Source organism: Thiobacillus thioparus DSM 505 (assembly GCF_000373385.1).
Classification (GTDB): domain Bacteria; phylum Pseudomonadota; class Gammaproteobacteria; order Burkholderiales; family Thiobacillaceae; genus Thiobacillus; species Thiobacillus thioparus.
The window spans coordinates 87,633-103,461 of sequence record NZ_KB891331.1; the positions used below are offsets into that span (position 1 = coordinate 87,633).

The 15,829-nt window shown below is 63.9% G+C and carries 15 protein-coding genes and 1 tRNA gene; 9 read left to right on the forward strand and 7 right to left on the reverse strand.

What is annotated here, in order from left to right; all coding sequences use genetic code 11:
• The first annotated feature begins 45 nt into the window (after positions 1 to 45).
• Positions 46 to 774, forward strand: a complete 729-nt coding sequence (locus tag B058_RS0113980; protein WP_018509117.1) for a 16S rRNA (uracil(1498)-N(3))-methyltransferase — start codon at positions 46 to 48, stop codon at positions 772 to 774.
• Positions 775 to 829: 55 nt separating this feature from the next.
• Here the strand turns inward: B058_RS0113980 and B058_RS0113985 are convergent, their stop codons facing one another.
• On the reverse strand, positions 830 to 1,264 hold the full coding sequence (locus tag B058_RS0113985) for a DsrE family protein (protein ID WP_018509118.1): 435 nt from the start codon (positions 1,262 to 1,264) through the stop codon (positions 830 to 832).
• A 173-nt stretch (positions 1,265 to 1,437) separates the two neighbouring features.
• On the opposite strand from B058_RS0113985, the gene argA reads away from it, so the two are divergent.
• From argA to B058_RS0114010, 5 genes are all read left to right on the forward strand, one after another.
• Positions 1,438 to 2,766: an amino-acid N-acetyltransferase gene (gene argA / locus B058_RS0113990; protein ID WP_018509119.1), complete on the forward strand. Its 1,329-nt coding sequence runs from the start codon at positions 1,438 to 1,440 to the stop codon at positions 2,764 to 2,766.
• 42 nt (positions 2,767 to 2,808) lie between these two features.
• Positions 2,809 to 3,774, forward strand: coding sequence for a phosphate/phosphite/phosphonate ABC transporter substrate-binding protein (locus B058_RS0113995; RefSeq protein ID WP_018509120.1), 966 nt, complete (start codon positions 2,809 to 2,811; stop codon positions 3,772 to 3,774).
• The gene (locus tag B058_RS0114000) at positions 3,771 to 6,548 is read left to right on the forward strand and encodes an EAL domain-containing protein (RefSeq protein ID WP_026240946.1); all 2,778 of its coding nucleotides are present in this window, start codon (positions 3,771 to 3,773) and stop codon (positions 6,546 to 6,548) included. The genes B058_RS0113995 and B058_RS0114000 overlap by 4 nt, the downstream gene beginning before the upstream one ends.
• An 86-nt stretch (positions 6,549 to 6,634) precedes the next feature.
• Positions 6,635 to 8,227: an ABC-F family ATPase gene (locus B058_RS0114005; RefSeq protein WP_018509122.1), complete on the forward strand. Its 1,593-nt coding sequence runs from the start codon at positions 6,635 to 6,637 to the stop codon at positions 8,225 to 8,227.
• Positions 8,224 to 8,979 carry a ketopantoate reductase family protein gene (locus tag B058_RS0114010; protein WP_018509123.1) on the forward strand — a complete coding sequence of 252 codons (756 nt, stop codon included), beginning with the start codon at positions 8,224 to 8,226 and terminating at the stop codon, positions 8,977 to 8,979. Before B058_RS0114005 ends, B058_RS0114010 begins: the two co-directional genes overlap by 4 nt.
• Positions 8,980 to 9,009: 30 nt before the next feature.
• On the opposite strand, the gene B058_RS0114015 is transcribed toward B058_RS0114010, so the two are convergent.
• The 6 genes from B058_RS0114015 to B058_RS0114040 all read right to left on the reverse strand — a co-directional run bounded on the left by B058_RS0114015 (position 9,010) and on the right by B058_RS0114040 (position 13,603).
• Positions 9,010 to 9,489, reverse strand: coding sequence for an LEA/WHy family protein (locus B058_RS0114015; RefSeq protein ID WP_018509124.1), 480 nt, complete (start codon positions 9,487 to 9,489; stop codon positions 9,010 to 9,012).
• Between the two features lie 7 nt (positions 9,490 to 9,496).
• Positions 9,497 to 10,378 (reverse strand): fructosamine kinase family protein, encoded by an 882-nt coding sequence (locus B058_RS0114020; RefSeq protein ID WP_018509125.1) that lies wholly within the window; start codon positions 10,376 to 10,378, stop codon positions 9,497 to 9,499.
• Positions 10,375 to 11,598, reverse strand: coding sequence for an ATP-grasp domain-containing protein (locus B058_RS0114025; RefSeq protein ID WP_018509126.1), 1,224 nt, complete (start codon positions 11,596 to 11,598; stop codon positions 10,375 to 10,377). The genes B058_RS0114020 and B058_RS0114025 overlap by 4 nt, the downstream gene beginning before the upstream one ends.
• 2 nt (positions 11,599 to 11,600) lie before the next feature.
• Positions 11,601 to 12,959 carry a CUAEP/CCAEP-tail radical SAM (seleno)protein gene (locus B058_RS0114030; protein WP_026240947.1) on the reverse strand — a complete coding sequence of 453 codons (1,359 nt, stop codon included), beginning with the start codon at positions 12,957 to 12,959 and terminating at the stop codon, positions 11,601 to 11,603.
• A 63-nt stretch (positions 12,960 to 13,022) separates the two neighbouring features.
• The gene (locus B058_RS0114035) at positions 13,023 to 13,421 is read right to left on the reverse strand and encodes a gamma-butyrobetaine hydroxylase family protein (RefSeq protein WP_040724596.1); all 399 of its coding nucleotides are present in this window, start codon (positions 13,419 to 13,421) and stop codon (positions 13,023 to 13,025) included.
• A gap of 105 nt (positions 13,422 to 13,526) precedes the next feature.
• Positions 13,527 to 13,603, reverse strand: a tRNA-Arg gene (locus B058_RS0114040).
• A 124-nt stretch (positions 13,604 to 13,727) separates the two neighbouring features.
• On the opposite strand from B058_RS0114040, the gene B058_RS0114045 reads away from it, so the two are divergent.
• The 3 genes from B058_RS0114045 to B058_RS0114055 are packed head-to-tail and all read left to right on the forward strand — an operon-like array spanning position 13,728 to position 15,806.
• Positions 13,728 to 14,519 carry a c-type cytochrome gene (locus B058_RS0114045; RefSeq protein WP_018509129.1) on the forward strand — a complete coding sequence of 264 codons (792 nt, stop codon included), beginning with the start codon at positions 13,728 to 13,730 and terminating at the stop codon, positions 14,517 to 14,519.
• 7 nt (positions 14,520 to 14,526) lie between these two features.
• A complete protein-coding gene (locus B058_RS0114050) occupies positions 14,527 to 15,042 on the forward strand; it encodes a c-type cytochrome (RefSeq protein WP_169335102.1) in 516 nt (171 codons plus the stop codon).
• The gene (locus B058_RS0114055) at positions 15,042 to 15,806 is read left to right on the forward strand and encodes a tetratricopeptide repeat protein (protein ID WP_018509131.1); all 765 of its coding nucleotides are present in this window, start codon (positions 15,042 to 15,044) and stop codon (positions 15,804 to 15,806) included. Before B058_RS0114050 ends, B058_RS0114055 begins: the two co-directional genes overlap by 1 nt.
• Positions 15,807 to 15,829: the final 23 nt, after the last annotated feature.

Below are 15,829 nucleotides of genomic sequence, written 5' to 3' on the forward strand. Positions count from 1 at the left end.
GTCGCGCTCCGCAAAATCTCTGGACAACGTCGGCATAATACCAAGATGTCACCGCCACGCTTCTACCTTGACCAGCCGCTTGCACCGGGCGCCCGTTTCAACCTGCCAGCCGGTCCCGCGCGCCATGCCGTGCGCGCGCTGCGGCTGGCGGTGAACGACGCCATCACCCTGTTCAACGGCCATGGCGGCGAATATGCCGCGCGTATCGAACGTATCCAGAAGGATGGGGTGGCCGTCAACGTCACCGGTTTTGTCGATGTCGAACGCGAATCGCGCTTGCGTGTGATGCTGGCGCAAGGCATCTCGAGCGGCGAGCGCATGGACTACACGTTGCAGAAGGCAGTCGAGCTGGGCGTGGTGGCGATCCAGCCGATCGCTGCCAAACGGAGCGTAGTCAAGCTGGCAGGCGATCGCGCCGACAAGCGGGTGGCGCACTGGCAAGGCGTCGTGGCGAGTGCCTGCGAACAGTGCGGCCGCAACCAGGTACCCGTAGTGGCTGCACCGATGTCGCTGGCCAACTGGTTGGGGCAGCATGAGGCCGGGCGCCTGCTGTTTTTGTCCCCGGCGGCCGAAGTGCGACTGGCCGACCTGCCATCATCGACTATCCAGGATTGGCTGGTGGCCGGCCCTGAGGGGGGCTTTGAGGCCGATGAAATCGCTGCACTGCATGCAGCAGGTGCCGTTCCGGTCCGACTGGGGCCGCGCGTGCTGCGTACCGAGACCGCAGCCTTGGCCGCGCTGGCTGCCATGCAAACGCTATGGGGCGACTTTTAGGCGCGTACTGGCATAAAAAACCGGGCAGCTGCCCGGTTTTCAAATCCGCATCCGGTCACGGACGCAGATAGGCATACCCCTGCTGCTGGCGTTGGAGAATTTCCACCACGCCGGCCTTGACGTAGCCGACCTTGGCATTCATGTCAGCCTTGCTGAGCTTCTGGCCGCGCATGGTATTTTCGCACGCCATCACCTGGACGCCCGAATCGACCGCCTCGTCGATGCGGTTGGCCACTTCGGCATCGGCCTTGAGCATGCCGATGCCGGGACCGTATGCCACGAGTTCGAGATCGACGTTGTCCTTGCCCAGATCCTTCTGAACGTTCTTGATGTTGTTCAGCGCCAGATTCCAGGTGGCGGGATTGGCGTCGCTGACCTGGACCACCAGTTTCGCCTTGTCCGCGGCCTGGGCGGCGGTCGGCAGTGCCAACGCACCCATCATCAGCGCACCGCCCAGCAGGGCGCCCATCAATTTGTTCATTTGCTTCATTTTTGCCTCCTTCAGTCGTTGAAACGGTTGCGGTTAATGTTGTCACGCCTTGTTATGACGCCAAGCCTATCTGATTTATTCCATTTATTTCATGCAGAAAAGTCGGCGTCCTCCAGTTTCGCAGGGTTTTCTGTATCCTTCGCCCTAAAGATTCCCCGTTCCAGGCCATGTCATTGAAAGACACTACCCATTTCGTCCACTGGTTCCGCTCGGCCGCGCCGTACATTCACGGTTTTCGCGGCAAGACCTTCGTCATTGCGTTTGGCGGCGAACTGGTGGCGGACGGGGGGTTTGTGCAGCTGGCGCACGACGTCAACCTGCTGAATAGTTTGGGCGTCCGGCTGGTATTGGTGCACGGCGTACGGCCGCAGGTCGAGGCGCGCCTGACCGAGAACGGTACCGCGATCCGCTATGTGAGCGGTCTGCGCGTCACCGACGACGCGGCGCTGGCCTGCGTCAAGGAAGCCGCCGGCACGGTGCGGGTCGAGATCGAGGCCCTGCTGTCGCTGGGGCTCGCCAACACGCCGATGGCAGGCGCCGACATCCGGGTGGCCTCGGGCAACTTCGTTACCGCCAAGCCTATCGGCGTCATCGAAGGCGAGGATCTGCTGCACACCGGGGAAGTCCGCAAGATCGACGCCGCCGCCATACGCAGGCGGCTGGATCAGCACGACATCGTGCTGCTTTCGCCCATCGGCTACTCGCCGACCGGCGAAATCTTCAACCTCAGCCTGGAAGACGTGGCCACCCAGGCCGCGGTCGAACTGGCAGCCGACAAGCTGATTTTCCTGATGGACACCGAAGGCGTGCCGGGCAAGGGCCGTACGATCCACAACGCCCTCACTGTCAACGAGGCGCGACAGGTGCTCGAACAGGCAGGGCACGGCAAGGCCCGCAAATTGCCCGAGGACGTGACCTACTATCTGCCCTGTACGATCACCGCCTGCACGCAGGGCGTCAAGCGCGCCCATCTCATCAGCCGCCACCGCGACGGTGCGCTGCTGTCCGAATTGTTCACCCGCGAAGGCGTCGGCACCCTCATTACGCCGGCGCCGCTGGAAACCCTGCGCGCCGCCACCATCGACGATGTCGGGGGCATCCTCGGCCTGATCGAACCACTCGAACGCGACGGCATCCTGGTGCGGCGCTCGCGCGAGCTGCTGGAAATGGAAGTCGAGCGTTTCCTGGTGCTCGAATCCGACGGCGTCATTGCCGGCTGCGTGGCGCTGTATCCCTTTCCTGAAGAGCAGGCGGCCGAGCTCGCCTGCCTGGCGGTTTCCGGCGAATATCGCGGACGCGGCTTCGGCAATCTGCTGCTGGCCGAAGCCGAGAAAAGGGGAAAGAAGGCAGGATTCAAGCAACTGTTCGTGCTGACCACGCGTACCGAACACTGGTTCGAGGAGCGCGGCTTCGTCGACAGCAGCCCGGATCATCTGCCCCGCAGCAAGCAGGCGTTATACAACTACAAGCGGAGATCCAAGGTTCTGCAAAAAAAACTGTAAACGAGGAAAGCACGCTTGCATCGATTTTTCCCGCGGCCGAGTTTGTCCCGCCTTTACGCCCATGCGCTCGCGCACGTCATCTCCCAACACCTGCCGGGCCGGGCCGTGCACGTGTCGGCGCACGTCCGCGCCATGGGCCACCGCCTCCCGGCCTGGGTGCCGTGGCTCAGGTTTGTAGTCCTGTCGGGGGCGCTTGCCTTCGTGTTGATTGCCGACGCCCATTCAGAAACCGATACGGACACTCCGCTCATATTCGGTGTCTTTCCCAACATGACGGCCAAGCAGACCCTCGAAATCTACCAGCCGCTGGCCCGGGAGATGGAAAAGCGCTTGCGGCGGCGAGTCGCCATCTATAGCGCGCGCGACTTCAAGACCTTTGTCGAACGTACCCGCCAGGGCGACTACGACATCCTGCTTACCGCCCCGCACCTGGCCTGGCTGGCCCGGCAGGATGCCGGCTATCGGCCACTGCTGAAGTATGCCCAGCCCACGCGCGGCCTGCTGGTCGTCAAGAGCACCGGGCCCTATCGGATAGCGGAGGACTTGCGCGACCAAAACATCGCCACCCCCGATTCCATTGCCGTGGCAGCCTTGGCCGTGCAGGCGGATATGGCCGCGTTGGGGCTTCGGCGCGATATCGATTACCAGATCACGGATTACGGCTCCCACCTCAATGCCGTGATGCAGGTCATCAACGGACGCACGGCGGCGGCTATGCTGGGCTTGCATCCCTACAAGCTGCTGCCCGCCGAAATACGCAAACAATTGCGTATCGTCGTCGAGACCGCGCCCCTTTCAAGCCTGATGTATCTGACACACCCCCGCCTGCGCGACCAGGAAGCGAACGCAGTCCGCCGGGCATTGCTCGATTTCGCCACCACTCCGCAGGGCAAGGTATTTTTGCAGCACGGCGGGTACGGGGGATTCGTCCCGGTGGATGGCAATGAATTGCGCGCTTTCCGCCCGTACGCCCTGCAGGCGGAGAAAATGATGCAGGTGGCGCATTGAGGGCCTGGTTCGGGCGCCTCTCGTTGCGCTACAAGCTCACCCTCGCTGCATTGGGTGTGGAAGCGCTGATGCTGGCATTCCTGATCATCAACGGTGTCCACCTCACCAGCGAGGAATTGCAGCAACAGGCCGAGAACCGGGCACACGACATGGGCAAGACCCTGGTTGCCGCCCTGCTGGCCCCGCTCTCGCAGCAGGATGACGCCAGCGTGCGCGACATCGTCGAAACCCTTCAACGCGAAGGCGGCCTGAAAATGATCGAGGTACGCGACAACAACCGGCGTATCGTGCATCAAGCAGGAGCCGAAAGCACCGATGCCGATTTCCGTCTGGTCCTGCCGATCGAGTATGCCGGCCAGCGTTATGGTGAAATCGCCCTGGCTCTGTCGAGCGATTTCATCCAGCACGCGCGCAACCGTTACCTCCGGCAAAGCCTGTTCATTGCGGCAGCGGCCTTGCTGCTGACCGGCATTCTGCTGGCCCTGTCGGTCGGCGGCGTGATCCGCCGCTTCGATGCGCTGACCCGTGCCAGCAAGCGCATGGCACAGGGCGATCTGGACGTGAAACTGACCGGCGCGGGCGAGGACGAAATCGGCCAGCTGATCGACACCTTCAATCGCATGGCCGAGTCGGTACGCTTCAACGTCGACCGTGCACGTGAAAACGAAGCACGCTTTCACGCCATCGCCGATTACACCCACGATCTCGAATTCTGGCTGTCGCCCGACGGCAAGCTCCTGTGGGTGAATCCCTCGGTCGAGCGCATGCTCGGCCATAGTGTCGGCGAATGCATGACGCAGATGAACTTCCCAGCCGACATCATCCATCCGGAAGACCGTACCGCTGCCGAATTCCAGTTGCGCCACGCCCTGCGCGGCACGTCCGGCCAGGGATATGCCTTGCGCATCTGCCGCAAGGACGGCGGCCATTTCTGGGCGGCGGTGAACTGGCAGCCGATTCACGATTACAGCGGCGTCTATCAGGGCATCCGCGCCAGCATCCACAGCATCGACGACCTCAAGGCAACCGAGGCCAACCTGCGTCAGGCCATCAACGAACTGCGCACGGCGGAAAGCCTGCAAGGCCGTTATCTGGAAGAGACCGAGCAGGAACGTGCCCGGCTGGTGTCGCTGCTGTCGGCCATGAATCTCGGCATTCTGTTCGTTGCTGCCGACGGCCGGGTGATCTATCACAATCCCGCGTTCACCCGCATGTGGATGATCGACGAGGAGATCCATCTGATCGGCCTGCCGGTGCATGAAGTACTGGCCAAATCGACCTCGATGCTGGCGCGCCCCGACCATTTCTCCAAGCATCTGCTGTCGGTGCTGGAAACACGCGAACTCTCCGACAGCTACGAAATCCAGATGACCGACGGACGCGTCATCACCGAGCTCGACTACCCGGTACGCGACCGCGAAAACCGCTTCATCGGCCATCTGTGGATTTACGAGGATGTCACCCGCGAGCGCCAGACGGCCGAACAACTGGTGTACCTGGCCGAACGCGACGCCCTGACCGGGCTCTACAACCGCCACCGCTTCCAGCAGGAGCTGGCGCGCACCATGCTGGACAGCGACCGCCATCAGACGCAGTGCGCGGTCATGTTCTTCGACCTCGACGAATTCAAGACCATCAATGACAGCTACGGCCATCGCGCCGGCGATGCGCTGCTGATCCGGGTAGCCAGCGAGATCAGCACGCTGGTGCGGCGCAATGAAGTCCTGGCACGGCTGGGCGGCGACGAGTTCGCCATCCTGCTGCCGTCGGCGCAAGGCAATGAAGCCGAAGTGCTGGCCGACCGCGTGGTGCGGGCGATCGCGCAGATCCCCTTCCGCTTCGAGGGACAGAACCTGCGGCTCACCACCAGCCTCGGCATCGCCTACTATCCCGGACATGCCGCCGACGCCGACGACCTGGTCGCGCGCGCCGACATCGCCATGTACCAGGCCAAGGATGCCGGCAAGAACACCTGGCGCGTATTTCGCGCGGACACCGAGGCCGATACCGAAATGCGCACCCGCCTGTCGTGGGGCGAGCGCATCAGCAATGCGCTCGACAAGGGCCTGTTCCAGCTGCATTTCCAGGGGGTATACCGGGCGGAAGACGGCACCCTGTCCCACCTGGAAGCGCTCATCCGCATGATCGACGAGCGCAATCCCGGCCAGCTCATCATGCCGTGGCATTTCATCCAGCTGGCCGAGAAAAGCGGACGCATCCTCGACATCGACCGCTGGGTGGTCCACGAAACCTTGCGCCGGCTGGCGGAGAATCCGGCGATTCCATCGATCGCGCTCAACCTGTCCGGGCGCTCGCTGTCCGAACCCGGCCTGCCGCAATACATCGGCGACGAACTGCGCCAGGCCGGCGTCAATCCCAGCCGCCTGATCGTCGAGATCACCGAGACCGCGGCCGTGTCCGACCTGCACGATGCGCAGCGCATGATCGAAGCCTTGCGCCAGCTCGGCTGTGGCGTCTGTCTCGACGATTTCGGCGTCGGTTTTGCCTCCTTTGCCTACCTCAAGCATCTGCACGTCGACACCATCAAGATCGACGGCATTTTCATCCGCGATCTGCCCAGCGACCCCGACAACCAGGTGTTCGTCCAGGCCATGGTCAGCGTCGCGCTCGGCCTCGGCAAGTCCGTCGTCGCGGAATATGTCGAGGATGGCCCGACGCTTGCCCTGCTGCGCCAGTTCGGCGTCGACCTGGTACAAGGCTATTTTCTCGACCGGCCGATTCTCGACCACCCGGCGCTGCACGTCTCCACCTAGCTGTGTCCGACAGCCGGCAGGCCGTCCGCCATGATCACGCGGGCGGAATGTTAAAATGCCCGGCTTTGCGTCCCAGGATTTCCGCCGTGCTCACCGCTTCCAGCATCACCCTGCAATTCGCCTCCAAGCCGCTGTTCGAGAACGTCAACGTCAAGTTCGGCGACGGCAACCGCTATGGCCTGATCGGCGCCAACGGCTGCGGCAAGTCGACCTTCATGAAGATCCTGGCCGGCGAGCTGGAGCCGACTGCCGGCAACGTCTCGCTTGATCCCGGCGAGCGCATGGCCTGGCTGCGCCAGGACCAGTTCGGCTACGAGGACCAGCGCGTGCTCGACGTGGTGCTGCAGGGACATGCCGAGATGTGGCGCGTGATGCAGGAAAAGGACGCCATCTACATGAATCCCGAGGCGAGCGAGGAAGACTACCTGCATGCCGCCGAACTCGAAGCCAAGTTCGGCGAAATGGGCGGCTACGACGCCGAGGCCCGCGCCGGCCAATTGCTGCTCGGCGTCGGCATCCCCACCGAACAGCACAATGGACCCATGAGCGAGATCGCGCCGGGCTTCAAGCTGCGCGTGCTGCTGACGCAGGCGCTATTCTCCAATCCAGACATCCTTCTACTGGACGAACCGACCAACAACCTCGACATCAACACGATCCGCTGGCTGGAGAACGTGCTGAACGAGAGCAACGCCACCATCATCGTCATCTCGCACGACCGCCACTTCCTGAACCAGGTCTGTACCCACATGGCCGACCTCGATTTCGGCACCATCAAGGTCTACCCGGGCAACTACGACGACTACATGCTGGCCTCCACGCAAGCCAAGGAGCGCCAAGCCTCGGCCAACGCCAAGGCCAAGGACAAGGTGGCCGAACTGCAGGAGTTCGTGCGCCGCTTCTCGGCCAACAAGTCGAAGGCACGCCAGGCCACCAGCCGCATGAAGATGATCGACAAGATCAAGATCGAGGATTTCAAGCCGTCGTCGCGGCAGAACCCCTACATCCGTTTCGAACCGGAAAAGCTGCTGCACCGCCGCGCGCTCGAAGTCGAAAACCTGAAATTCGGCTACGACGGCACGCCCCTGTTTTCCAACATGAACTTTTCGCTGGAAGCCGGCGAAAAAATGGCCGTCATCGGCGGCAACGGCGTCGGCAAATCGACGCTGATGAAGCTGTTGATGAATGAACTCACGCCCCAGTTCGGCGAAGTGAAATGGAGCGAGAACGCCAGCATCGGCTACTTCTCGCAGGACCACGTCAGCGATTTCGACATGGATCTCAACCTCACCGACTGGATGCACCAGTGGACCCAGCAGGGCGACGACGAGCAAGTGCTGCGCGGCATTCTCGGACGCCTGCTGTTCTCCGGTGACGACGTCAAGAAATCGGTGCGCGTGCTGTCCGGCGGGGAGAAAGGCCGCATGCTGTATGGCAAGCTGATGCTCGGCCGCCACAACGTGCTCGTCATGGACGAGCCGACCAACCACATGGACATGGAATCGATCGAATCGCTCAACCTCGCGCTCGACCTGTTCAAGGGTACGCTGATCTTCGTCTCGCACGACCGCCAGTTCGTCAGCAGCCTGGCCACCCGCATCCTGGAAATCACGCCTGAAGGCGTCGAGTTCTACCTGGGCACCTACGACGAATACCTGCATTCGAAGGGCCTCGAGTGAACGGAGTCGTCGTCATCGGCCTCGGCCAGCTCGGCCGCGTATTCGCCGGCGGCCTGCTGCGCGCCGGCCTTACCGTGGTTCCGGTCAATCGCGGTGACGACATGGCAGCCGTGGCGCAACGCCATCCCGCGCCGGAACTCGTCTTGATCGCAGTTGCCGAAGCCGATCTGCACACGATACTGGCCGCGCTGCCCGATGCCTGGAAGCCGCGTGCCGCGCTGATCCAGAACGAACTGCTGCCGCGCGACTGGGAAGCCCACGGCTACGTCGACCCCACGGTGATCTCGGTCTGGTTCGAAAAAAAGAAAGGCACCGACGCCCGGCCGCTGATCGCCTCGCCGGCGGCCGGGCCGGGCGCCGGCCTGCTGTGCAGGGCACTGGCGGCCATCGATCTGCCGTGCCGCGAAGTTTCCCCGGGCGGCGCATTGCTGTTTGAACTGGTGCGCAAGAACGTCTACATCCTCACCACCAATATCGCCGGTTTGAAAACCGGCGACACAGTTTCACAGCTGTGGGCGCAGCACGAAGCATTCGCGCGCCAGGTGGCGAACGAGGTGATGGACATTCAGGATGCGCTGACCGGCGTCGTGCACGACCGCAACGCACTGATCGCCGGCATGCTCGAGGCTTTCGACGGCGATCCGGATCATGGCTGCACCGGCCGGTCGGCGCCGGCACGGTTGGCGCGCGCGCTGCATCACGCCGACGCATTCGGGCTAAGCGTCCCCACCCTGCGCTCCCTGGCGGGCTGACCCTTCCTGGATGGGCCTCTGCCGCCCCGGTCAGACTGCGTGGCCCTGGGGCTTCTCCTTGTCGCCACCATACACGCCCGCATGGTCGAACGGCACCCAGTTGGGCGAGCGGTCGGTCTTGAGCCGGCCGTGGATGCGATAAGGGACGCCCGCCTTCAAGGATTCCGGCGACAGGCTCTCGATCTGCCGGATCAGATCCTTCGACTGCGTGATGGCATCGATCCGCAGCAATGTGCTGGAGGTCGCCGCAATCCGGGTCGAGGTCTGCGACAAGCCGCTGGCGAAGGGTTGCCCGTTCACCTCCAGTTCGAAATCCAGCGCCTCGATCGTCAGGTCGAAATCGTTCGGATTGCTCACGCGCAAACCGACATCGAAATGCTGTTCGAAGAAACCAAGACGGCTGACCGCAACATCCGCCACGCTCACCTTGGGTGCGACCGCATTGAACGGCAAGCCGGAACAGGCGACCAGGCCCAAGGCGAAGAACAGGACGAGCAGACGCTGCAGCATGGAAAACCTATCGAATCTGCGCCAGCAGCTGGGCGGTCATGCGCGCGGCCTGCGTTGCATAGCCGCCGCCGAACAGATTGGCGTGGTTGAGAATATGGTAGAGATTGTAGAGCGTTTTACGCACGGCGTAGCCTGCGTCAAGCGGCCACGCCTCGCGGTAGGCCGCGTAAAAATCCGGCGCGAACCCGCCGAACAGTTCGCTCATCGCCAGGTCGCTTTCGCGGTCGCCGAAATACACCGCCGGATCGAAGATCACGGGCGTTCCGTCGGCCAGATAGGCGTGGTTGCCGCCCCACAAGTCACCGTGTAGCAGCGAAGGGACAGGCACGTAGCTGTCGAAAAAGGCGTCGAGACGGGCAATCAGGGATTCGCCGTCCCGCTGTAGCGCGCCGCCGTAGCCATTTTCGGCTGCACGCTGCAGCTGGAACCCGAGCCGTTGCGTGCGCCAGAAGCCGACCCAGTCGTCGTGCCGGGCATTCGGCTGCGGCGTAGCGCCGATCCAATTGTCGCGCGTCCAACCGAACTGTGCGGCGCTGACACGGTGTTGTTGCGCGAGTTGCCGCCCCAGTTGCACGGCGTCGCCCCGCGCACCCAAGGACAGATAGTCGAGTACCAGATATGCCTGCCCTGCGGCCATGCCATGACAGATCACCTGCGGGACCCGCACGGCGTTCGCGGCCGCCAGTTCGGCAAGCCCGGCCGCTTCGGTTTCGAACATCGCGAGCCCGGCAGCAGGCTGGATCTTGACGAACACGCTGCGTACCCCGTCGCTGAGCTTGAAAGCCTGGCTGATGTCTCCGCCATGCATGGCCTGTGCGCCGGATACCACGAATGGCAAGCCCGTGGCGTGGCCGATGGCCGTGGCGAGTTCATGATGGAAGGTGTTCATGGCGCGAGCAAAGGCTGGACGCGAACGGTGAGCGCCGCATGGGCGGCCCGCAGGGCATGTTCGGCCGCCTGCGGCGTGGCGGCACGGCTGAAGATGAAGCCGAGATAGCTCGCGCCCGCGGGCGGCGGCGCCACCAGCTGACCGGCCCGGGCAGTGATTTCGATGCCGCTGACATGCGGTACGTCGCGTGCCGCGTCGAGGCCGTCGACGCCCTGCAGGATACCGCTCGTCGGCACGGGGACCATCATCACGCCTGCCGCCTCCTTGCCCGCCTGCGCCGGCAGCGGCAGGCCCACTGCATGGCGCAGCACAATTTCGGCCGACGCCATGCCCAGCGTTGCGTTCAGCACGCGTCCGCATAGCCCGCCGATGCCGCGCGGCGCGATTTCAAGCAGCCACACGCCGGCGTCGTTGATGCGGGCTTCGGCATGGATCATGCCCTCGGCCACGCCGCTCGCCGCACAGGCGCGCTGCACGGCGGCGATCAGTTCGGCCTGCGTGGCCCCAGGTAGCCGCGAAGGCGTGATGAACAGCGTTTCCTCGAAGTAGGGCCCATCGAGCGGATCGGGTTTGTCGAACACGGCAAGAACCTGCAATACGCCGTGGACCAGTATGCCGTCGAGTGCGACTTCGGCACCCGGGATGAAACGCTCGACCAGTAGGCCTGCACCGGCGTCGCGCTGGGCGTGCGCCTGGATGCGCCGAACCTGTCCGAGCGCACGCCTGAGTTGATCGGCATCGTCCACCCGGATCACGCCGCGGCTGGCGTTCAACCGGCGCGCTTTCACCACCAGCGGAAAACCCAGTGCAAGCGCGGTGCCCATGTCATCGTCTCCGACTTCGACAAATGCAGGGCAGGGCAATCCGATCGTTTGCTGCTGTCTGCGGAAGCGCAGCTTGTCGGTCAGCGTCGCCACGGCCTCGGGCGGATTGCCGGGCAGCTTGAGTGCCACGCGCAGCTGCGCGGCCAGGGCCGCACCGTGATCGTCCACGGCCAGCACCGCATCGACGATCTGCGTCAAGGCACACAAAACCTGGGGCACGGCGATGTCGGGCTGATCGAAGGGTACGCTCATCAGCGGCGGCAGGCCCCAGCCCGGCGCAAGCCGATGACAATAGTCGGCGCAGGCGACGAGTTCGATGTCCAGCCGCCTGGCAGCGGCGATGAAGTCCTGGTTGGCATAGCCCGCGGCGGGGAGCAGCAACAGGAGGCGCGGCATGGTTAGAAGCTGGCGAGTTGGGTTTCGGTCGGCTCGGCGCAGCAGTACCAGGGCTCGGAATGATGCGCGATGGTCTCGCCGAATTGCACGGGATCGAGCGGCGGCGGCGTCTCGCCCAGGGCAGCATGGGTGCGCATCCAGATTCCGGCGAACACGTCGGCACGCGGCAGTCCATTTTTCTCGGCGTCCATCACCCAGGCCATGATCTCGCTTTGCAAGGCATCGACAAGCGCATCGTCGGCCTGCCACGGGTAGCCCAGCATGGCCTCGTCGAAGGCGCCGACGCGCGCCGCGAAATCCTGAAGCTGCAGCAGATGCGAGCCCTGCGGCACCAGCAGGCGGATCGCCAGCTGCACCGGCGGCACGGCCTCGACCAGATGCAGCCGCAGCAGGGTGGCGAGCAGCTCGCGATAGCCTGCCAGCGTAGTCCACGGCGTGAACGGCACGAAGGTGGGGGCCAGCGCGATGCCGAGCGTGCGGCAGTGCGCCAGTACCGCTTCGAAATCGGCGCGGGTATGGCCCTTGGCGAGCCGGTCCAGGATCGCGTCGTCGACCGATTCGACCGCGGTGACGATGAACAGCAGGCCACGTTGCTTGAGGCGTGGCAGCAGATCTGCGTGATTCAGCAGGTGCTCGACCTTGATCGTGGCATCCCAGCTCAAATCGGGGAATTGCGCGTGCAAGGCCTCGGCCACTTTCAACGCATGCGTCGGCCCATTGAGAAAATCGGGATCGCCAAAGCTGATGTGCTGCGCACCCACTTCGACCTGCTGCGCGATGTCGGCCATCACCGTCTCCACCGGGACGATGCGGAATTTCCCTTCGTACACCGGCACCACCGGACAGTGGCGGCACAAATGTTTGCAACCGCGGCTCGCCTCGGCGAAACCGGTGATTTTTTGCGTGCCGTCGGCCAGGATCAACTTGGCGTAGCGCTGCAGATCGGGCAGTCCGCGTCGTTCGGGCAGCAGGAACGTGATCTTGTCGCGCCGCACCAGGGTGTCGGCCGGTGCAATCCCCGTTCGCACCCAGTCCAGCAGGTCGGGCTCGGATTCGCCGCCGAAGATCGCGTCCACGCCCAGCGTTTTCAACCATGCGGCGTTGACCGGCGCATACAGGCCGAAGGCGGCGATGCGCGCACGCGGAGCGAGCGAGCGGATTTTCGGCAGCGCCGCAGCGGCAATCCGCGTGGCGGTATGCATGCCCAGGTAAATCGCCACGTATTCGGCATCGGCAAAAGTGGCAGGGTCGAGTTTTTGCTGCGACAGGTCGACGCAGGCGGCGGCAATGTGTTCGCGCGCGAACCACGCGGCAGGCTGCGCCAGGTTGAACGGCTGTCGACCCAGTTCGTACGGGCTCACCAAAACAACACGCGCCCCGGAAGGCGCGTGTGTGGGTACGGCACAGGAATTGCCCATGACAGGCTACTTGGCCTTGGGGCGCTGCTCGAACATCTTGGCGATGCCGGGATCGCGCGAGGCGCCAGCGGCGTCCATGCGTTTGAGATACTCGTCCCATAACGCAGCCTGGTTGGTGCCCAGATCGTAGAGATATTCCCAGGAATAGATCCCGGTGTCGTGGCCGTCGGAAAAGAAGAAGTTGATGCCGTACAAGCCTACGGGTTCGGCGGCATTGATCAGTACTTCACGTTTGCCGACCTGCAGCACTTCCTGCCCGGGGCCGTGGCCACGCACTTCGGCGGACGGCGAATAGACCCGCAGAAGCTCGAACGGCAATTCGAAACGGGCGCCGTCGCTGAAGGCGATTTCCAGCTTGCGCGAAACCTGATGCAACTTGATGTCGGTCGGGGTGGGATGGGCCATGTTGTAACACTCGAAATTGAACGCCAGCACGAAGTTTAAACCCGTCATGCGAAGTTTAAACCCTTGAGGGACAAGGGGCTGAAGCCGATGGGGTATCGGGAAAACTGGCGCGCCCGGCGCGATTCGAACGCACGACCCCTGCCTTCGGAGGGCAGTACTCTATCCAGCTGAGCTACGGGCGCTAGGAGCCGCGAAGCATAGCCTTTTTGCCACGTGGCGTCCATCCGCCGGGCGCAACGCCCTTTCCTGTCGGGGTGGCTTTCCTTATAATCGCCGCTTTCGATGCCACCCCCCAAGGAACCTTTCATGGCCGATTCGCACGCCAAGATGACTCAAGCCACCCCGCAGGAGATCATCATTTCCGTTCTTGCCGGATTGTTTGCGCCGCTGCTGGCGATTTTCCTGATCGTCATGCTGGTGCTCAGCATTCAGGACAAGCACCTGCCCGACACCACCAGCGAAGCTGCCCAGAAAGCAACACTCGACCGCATCAAGCCTTTCGCCCATCTGGTCGCGCTCGACGCCAATGCGCCCAAGGTTGAGAAGTCCGGCCAGGAAGTCTTCGATGCCGTGTGTACCACGTGCCACACGCCCGGCGCGCTGGGCGCGCCAAAGTTCGGCAACAAGGGCGACTGGGGGCCACGTATCAGCCAGGGCTATGAGACCCTGATCAAGCATGCCCTCGAAGGCATCCGCCAGATGCCGCCGCGTGGTGGCGACGGCGACTTGTCCGACACCGAAGTGGCTCGCGCAGTGGCCTACATGGCCGATGCAGCCGGCGCCAAATTCAAGGCACCGGAAGCTGCGGCACCGGCGGCTGCCGCAGCGTCGACCGCCAAACCTGACCCGTCCAAGGGCAAGGCTGTCTACGAAGCCAATTGCGCCGTCTGCCATGCCACCGGCGTGGCCGGCGCCCCCAAGATGGGCGACAAGGCAGCCTGGAGCCCGCGCGTGAGCCAGGGCTATGCGACGCTCTACAGCCATGCGCTGAATGGCATTCGCGGCATGCCGGCCAAAGGCGGCAACGCCGGTTTGTCGGAAGCCGATCTCGCCAACGCGGTCGGCTTCCTCATGACCCAGGGAGGCGGCAAGCTGTAAACCGGGATTGCGCGAACGGGCTTCGCCCGAACGCGCATTGGGAGACGAGGAGGCAGCCGCCATGAAATACGTCACGTTGCTGACCATGCTGGCTCCCCTGTCGCTCGCAGCCTGCGATCAATCCGGCATGACCCCGGCGGGAATGGGCATGGCATCCACCCAGATGCAAACCGGGCCTCGCGCCATGCTCCCGCCTGAATTGCCCGCCGCTTCCGCACAACCCGCTCCGACCGCCGTCCCCGGCAGCGACGGCGGCGTCTCTCCTGCAATCCAGTCCGACCTCGCTCACGGCCTGCAGGTCTATCGCCAGACCTGCGCCTTCTGCCATGACAAGGGCATCGCGGGCGCACCGATCATCGGTGAAGCCAGCGATTGGCGTCCCCGCCTGGCCCAAGGCATGACCGCCCTCTACGCCTCGGCCCTGCAAGGCAGGAACGCCATGCCGGCCAAAGGCGGCAATCCGTCGCTGGCGGATGCCGACGTCCGGGCGGCGGTCGATTACCTCGCCGGGCAGGTACATTGATGGCCCATCTACCGCACATCTGTCCCCAATGCGGAAGCGACAAGATTCGCAGCGGTTCGCTGCATGCCCATGACGGGATCCGCCACCTCCTGCTGCACACGCCCCTGCGCTGCCGCGATTGCCGCCATCGCTTCTGGGTTTTCAATCCCCTGAAACCGGTGCTGCTGCTAGCGACCGTCGGTGCGCTGGTCGCCATCACCGCCTGGTTTGCCATCGACCCGCGCGACACCATGAGCGCCGCACAGGAGCCCATCAGCGTGCCGCACGCCCGGGCCGAGAAAGGCGATCCCGAGGCCCAATTGCAATTGGGCATGCGCTATGCCGAGGGCGACGGTGTAATCCAGAACGACAAGGAAGCGGCCCGCTGGTTTGCTCTGGCCGCCCAGCAGGGCCTGCCCGAAGCGCAATATCGTTACGGCCTCGCCTTGCTGAAGGGACGCGGCGTCGTACAGGATTACCGCGCAGCCTTCAGCTGGATCGAGAAACCCGCGAAACGCGGCTACGCCAAGGCTCAGTACAGTCTGGGTGAACTCTACCGCTATGGAACCGGCACGGCGATCGACAAGGCGCGTGCCTATCTCTGGTTCAATCTCGCCGCGGCGCAAGGGATCGAGGCTGCCGCCAAGGCGCGCGACAGCCTGGTATGGCAGCTGAAGCCCGAACAGATCACCGCGATGCAGGAAGAGGCCCGGCGCATGAGCCCGACGCCCTCGCCGCCCGCTTCGGCCCGCCCGGAGCAGGCGCCCGCCCCTGACACGCCCTGAACGAGGGCGGTCTCGGCTTGACG

Coding starts and splice junctions, on each gene's coding strand:
- B058_RS0114045 (WP_018509129.1), top strand. CDS start 13,728: ATGGCCGATTCGCACGCCAAGATGACTCAAGCCACCCCGCAGGAGATC.
- B058_RS0113980 (WP_018509117.1), top strand. CDS start 46: ATGTCACCGCCACGCTTCTACCTTGACCAGCCGCTTGCACCGGGCGCC.
- B058_RS0114035 (WP_040724596.1), bottom strand. CDS start 13,421: ATGGCCCATCCCACCCCGACCGACATCAAGTTGCATCAGGTTTCGCGC.
- B058_RS0114025 (WP_018509126.1), bottom strand. CDS start 11,598: ATGCCGCGCCTCCTGTTGCTGCTCCCCGCCGCGGGCTATGCCAACCAG.
- B058_RS0114020 (WP_018509125.1), bottom strand. CDS start 10,378: ATGAACACCTTCCATCATGAACTCGCCACGGCCATCGGCCACGCCACG.
- B058_RS0113985 (WP_018509118.1), bottom strand. CDS start 1,264: ATGAAGCAAATGAACAAATTGATGGGCGCCCTGCTGGGCGGTGCGCTG.
- B058_RS0114015 (WP_018509124.1), bottom strand. CDS start 9,489: ATGCTGCAGCGTCTGCTCGTCCTGTTCTTCGCCTTGGGCCTGGTCGCC.
- B058_RS0114055 (WP_018509131.1), top strand. CDS start 15,042: ATGGCCCATCTACCGCACATCTGTCCCCAATGCGGAAGCGACAAGATT.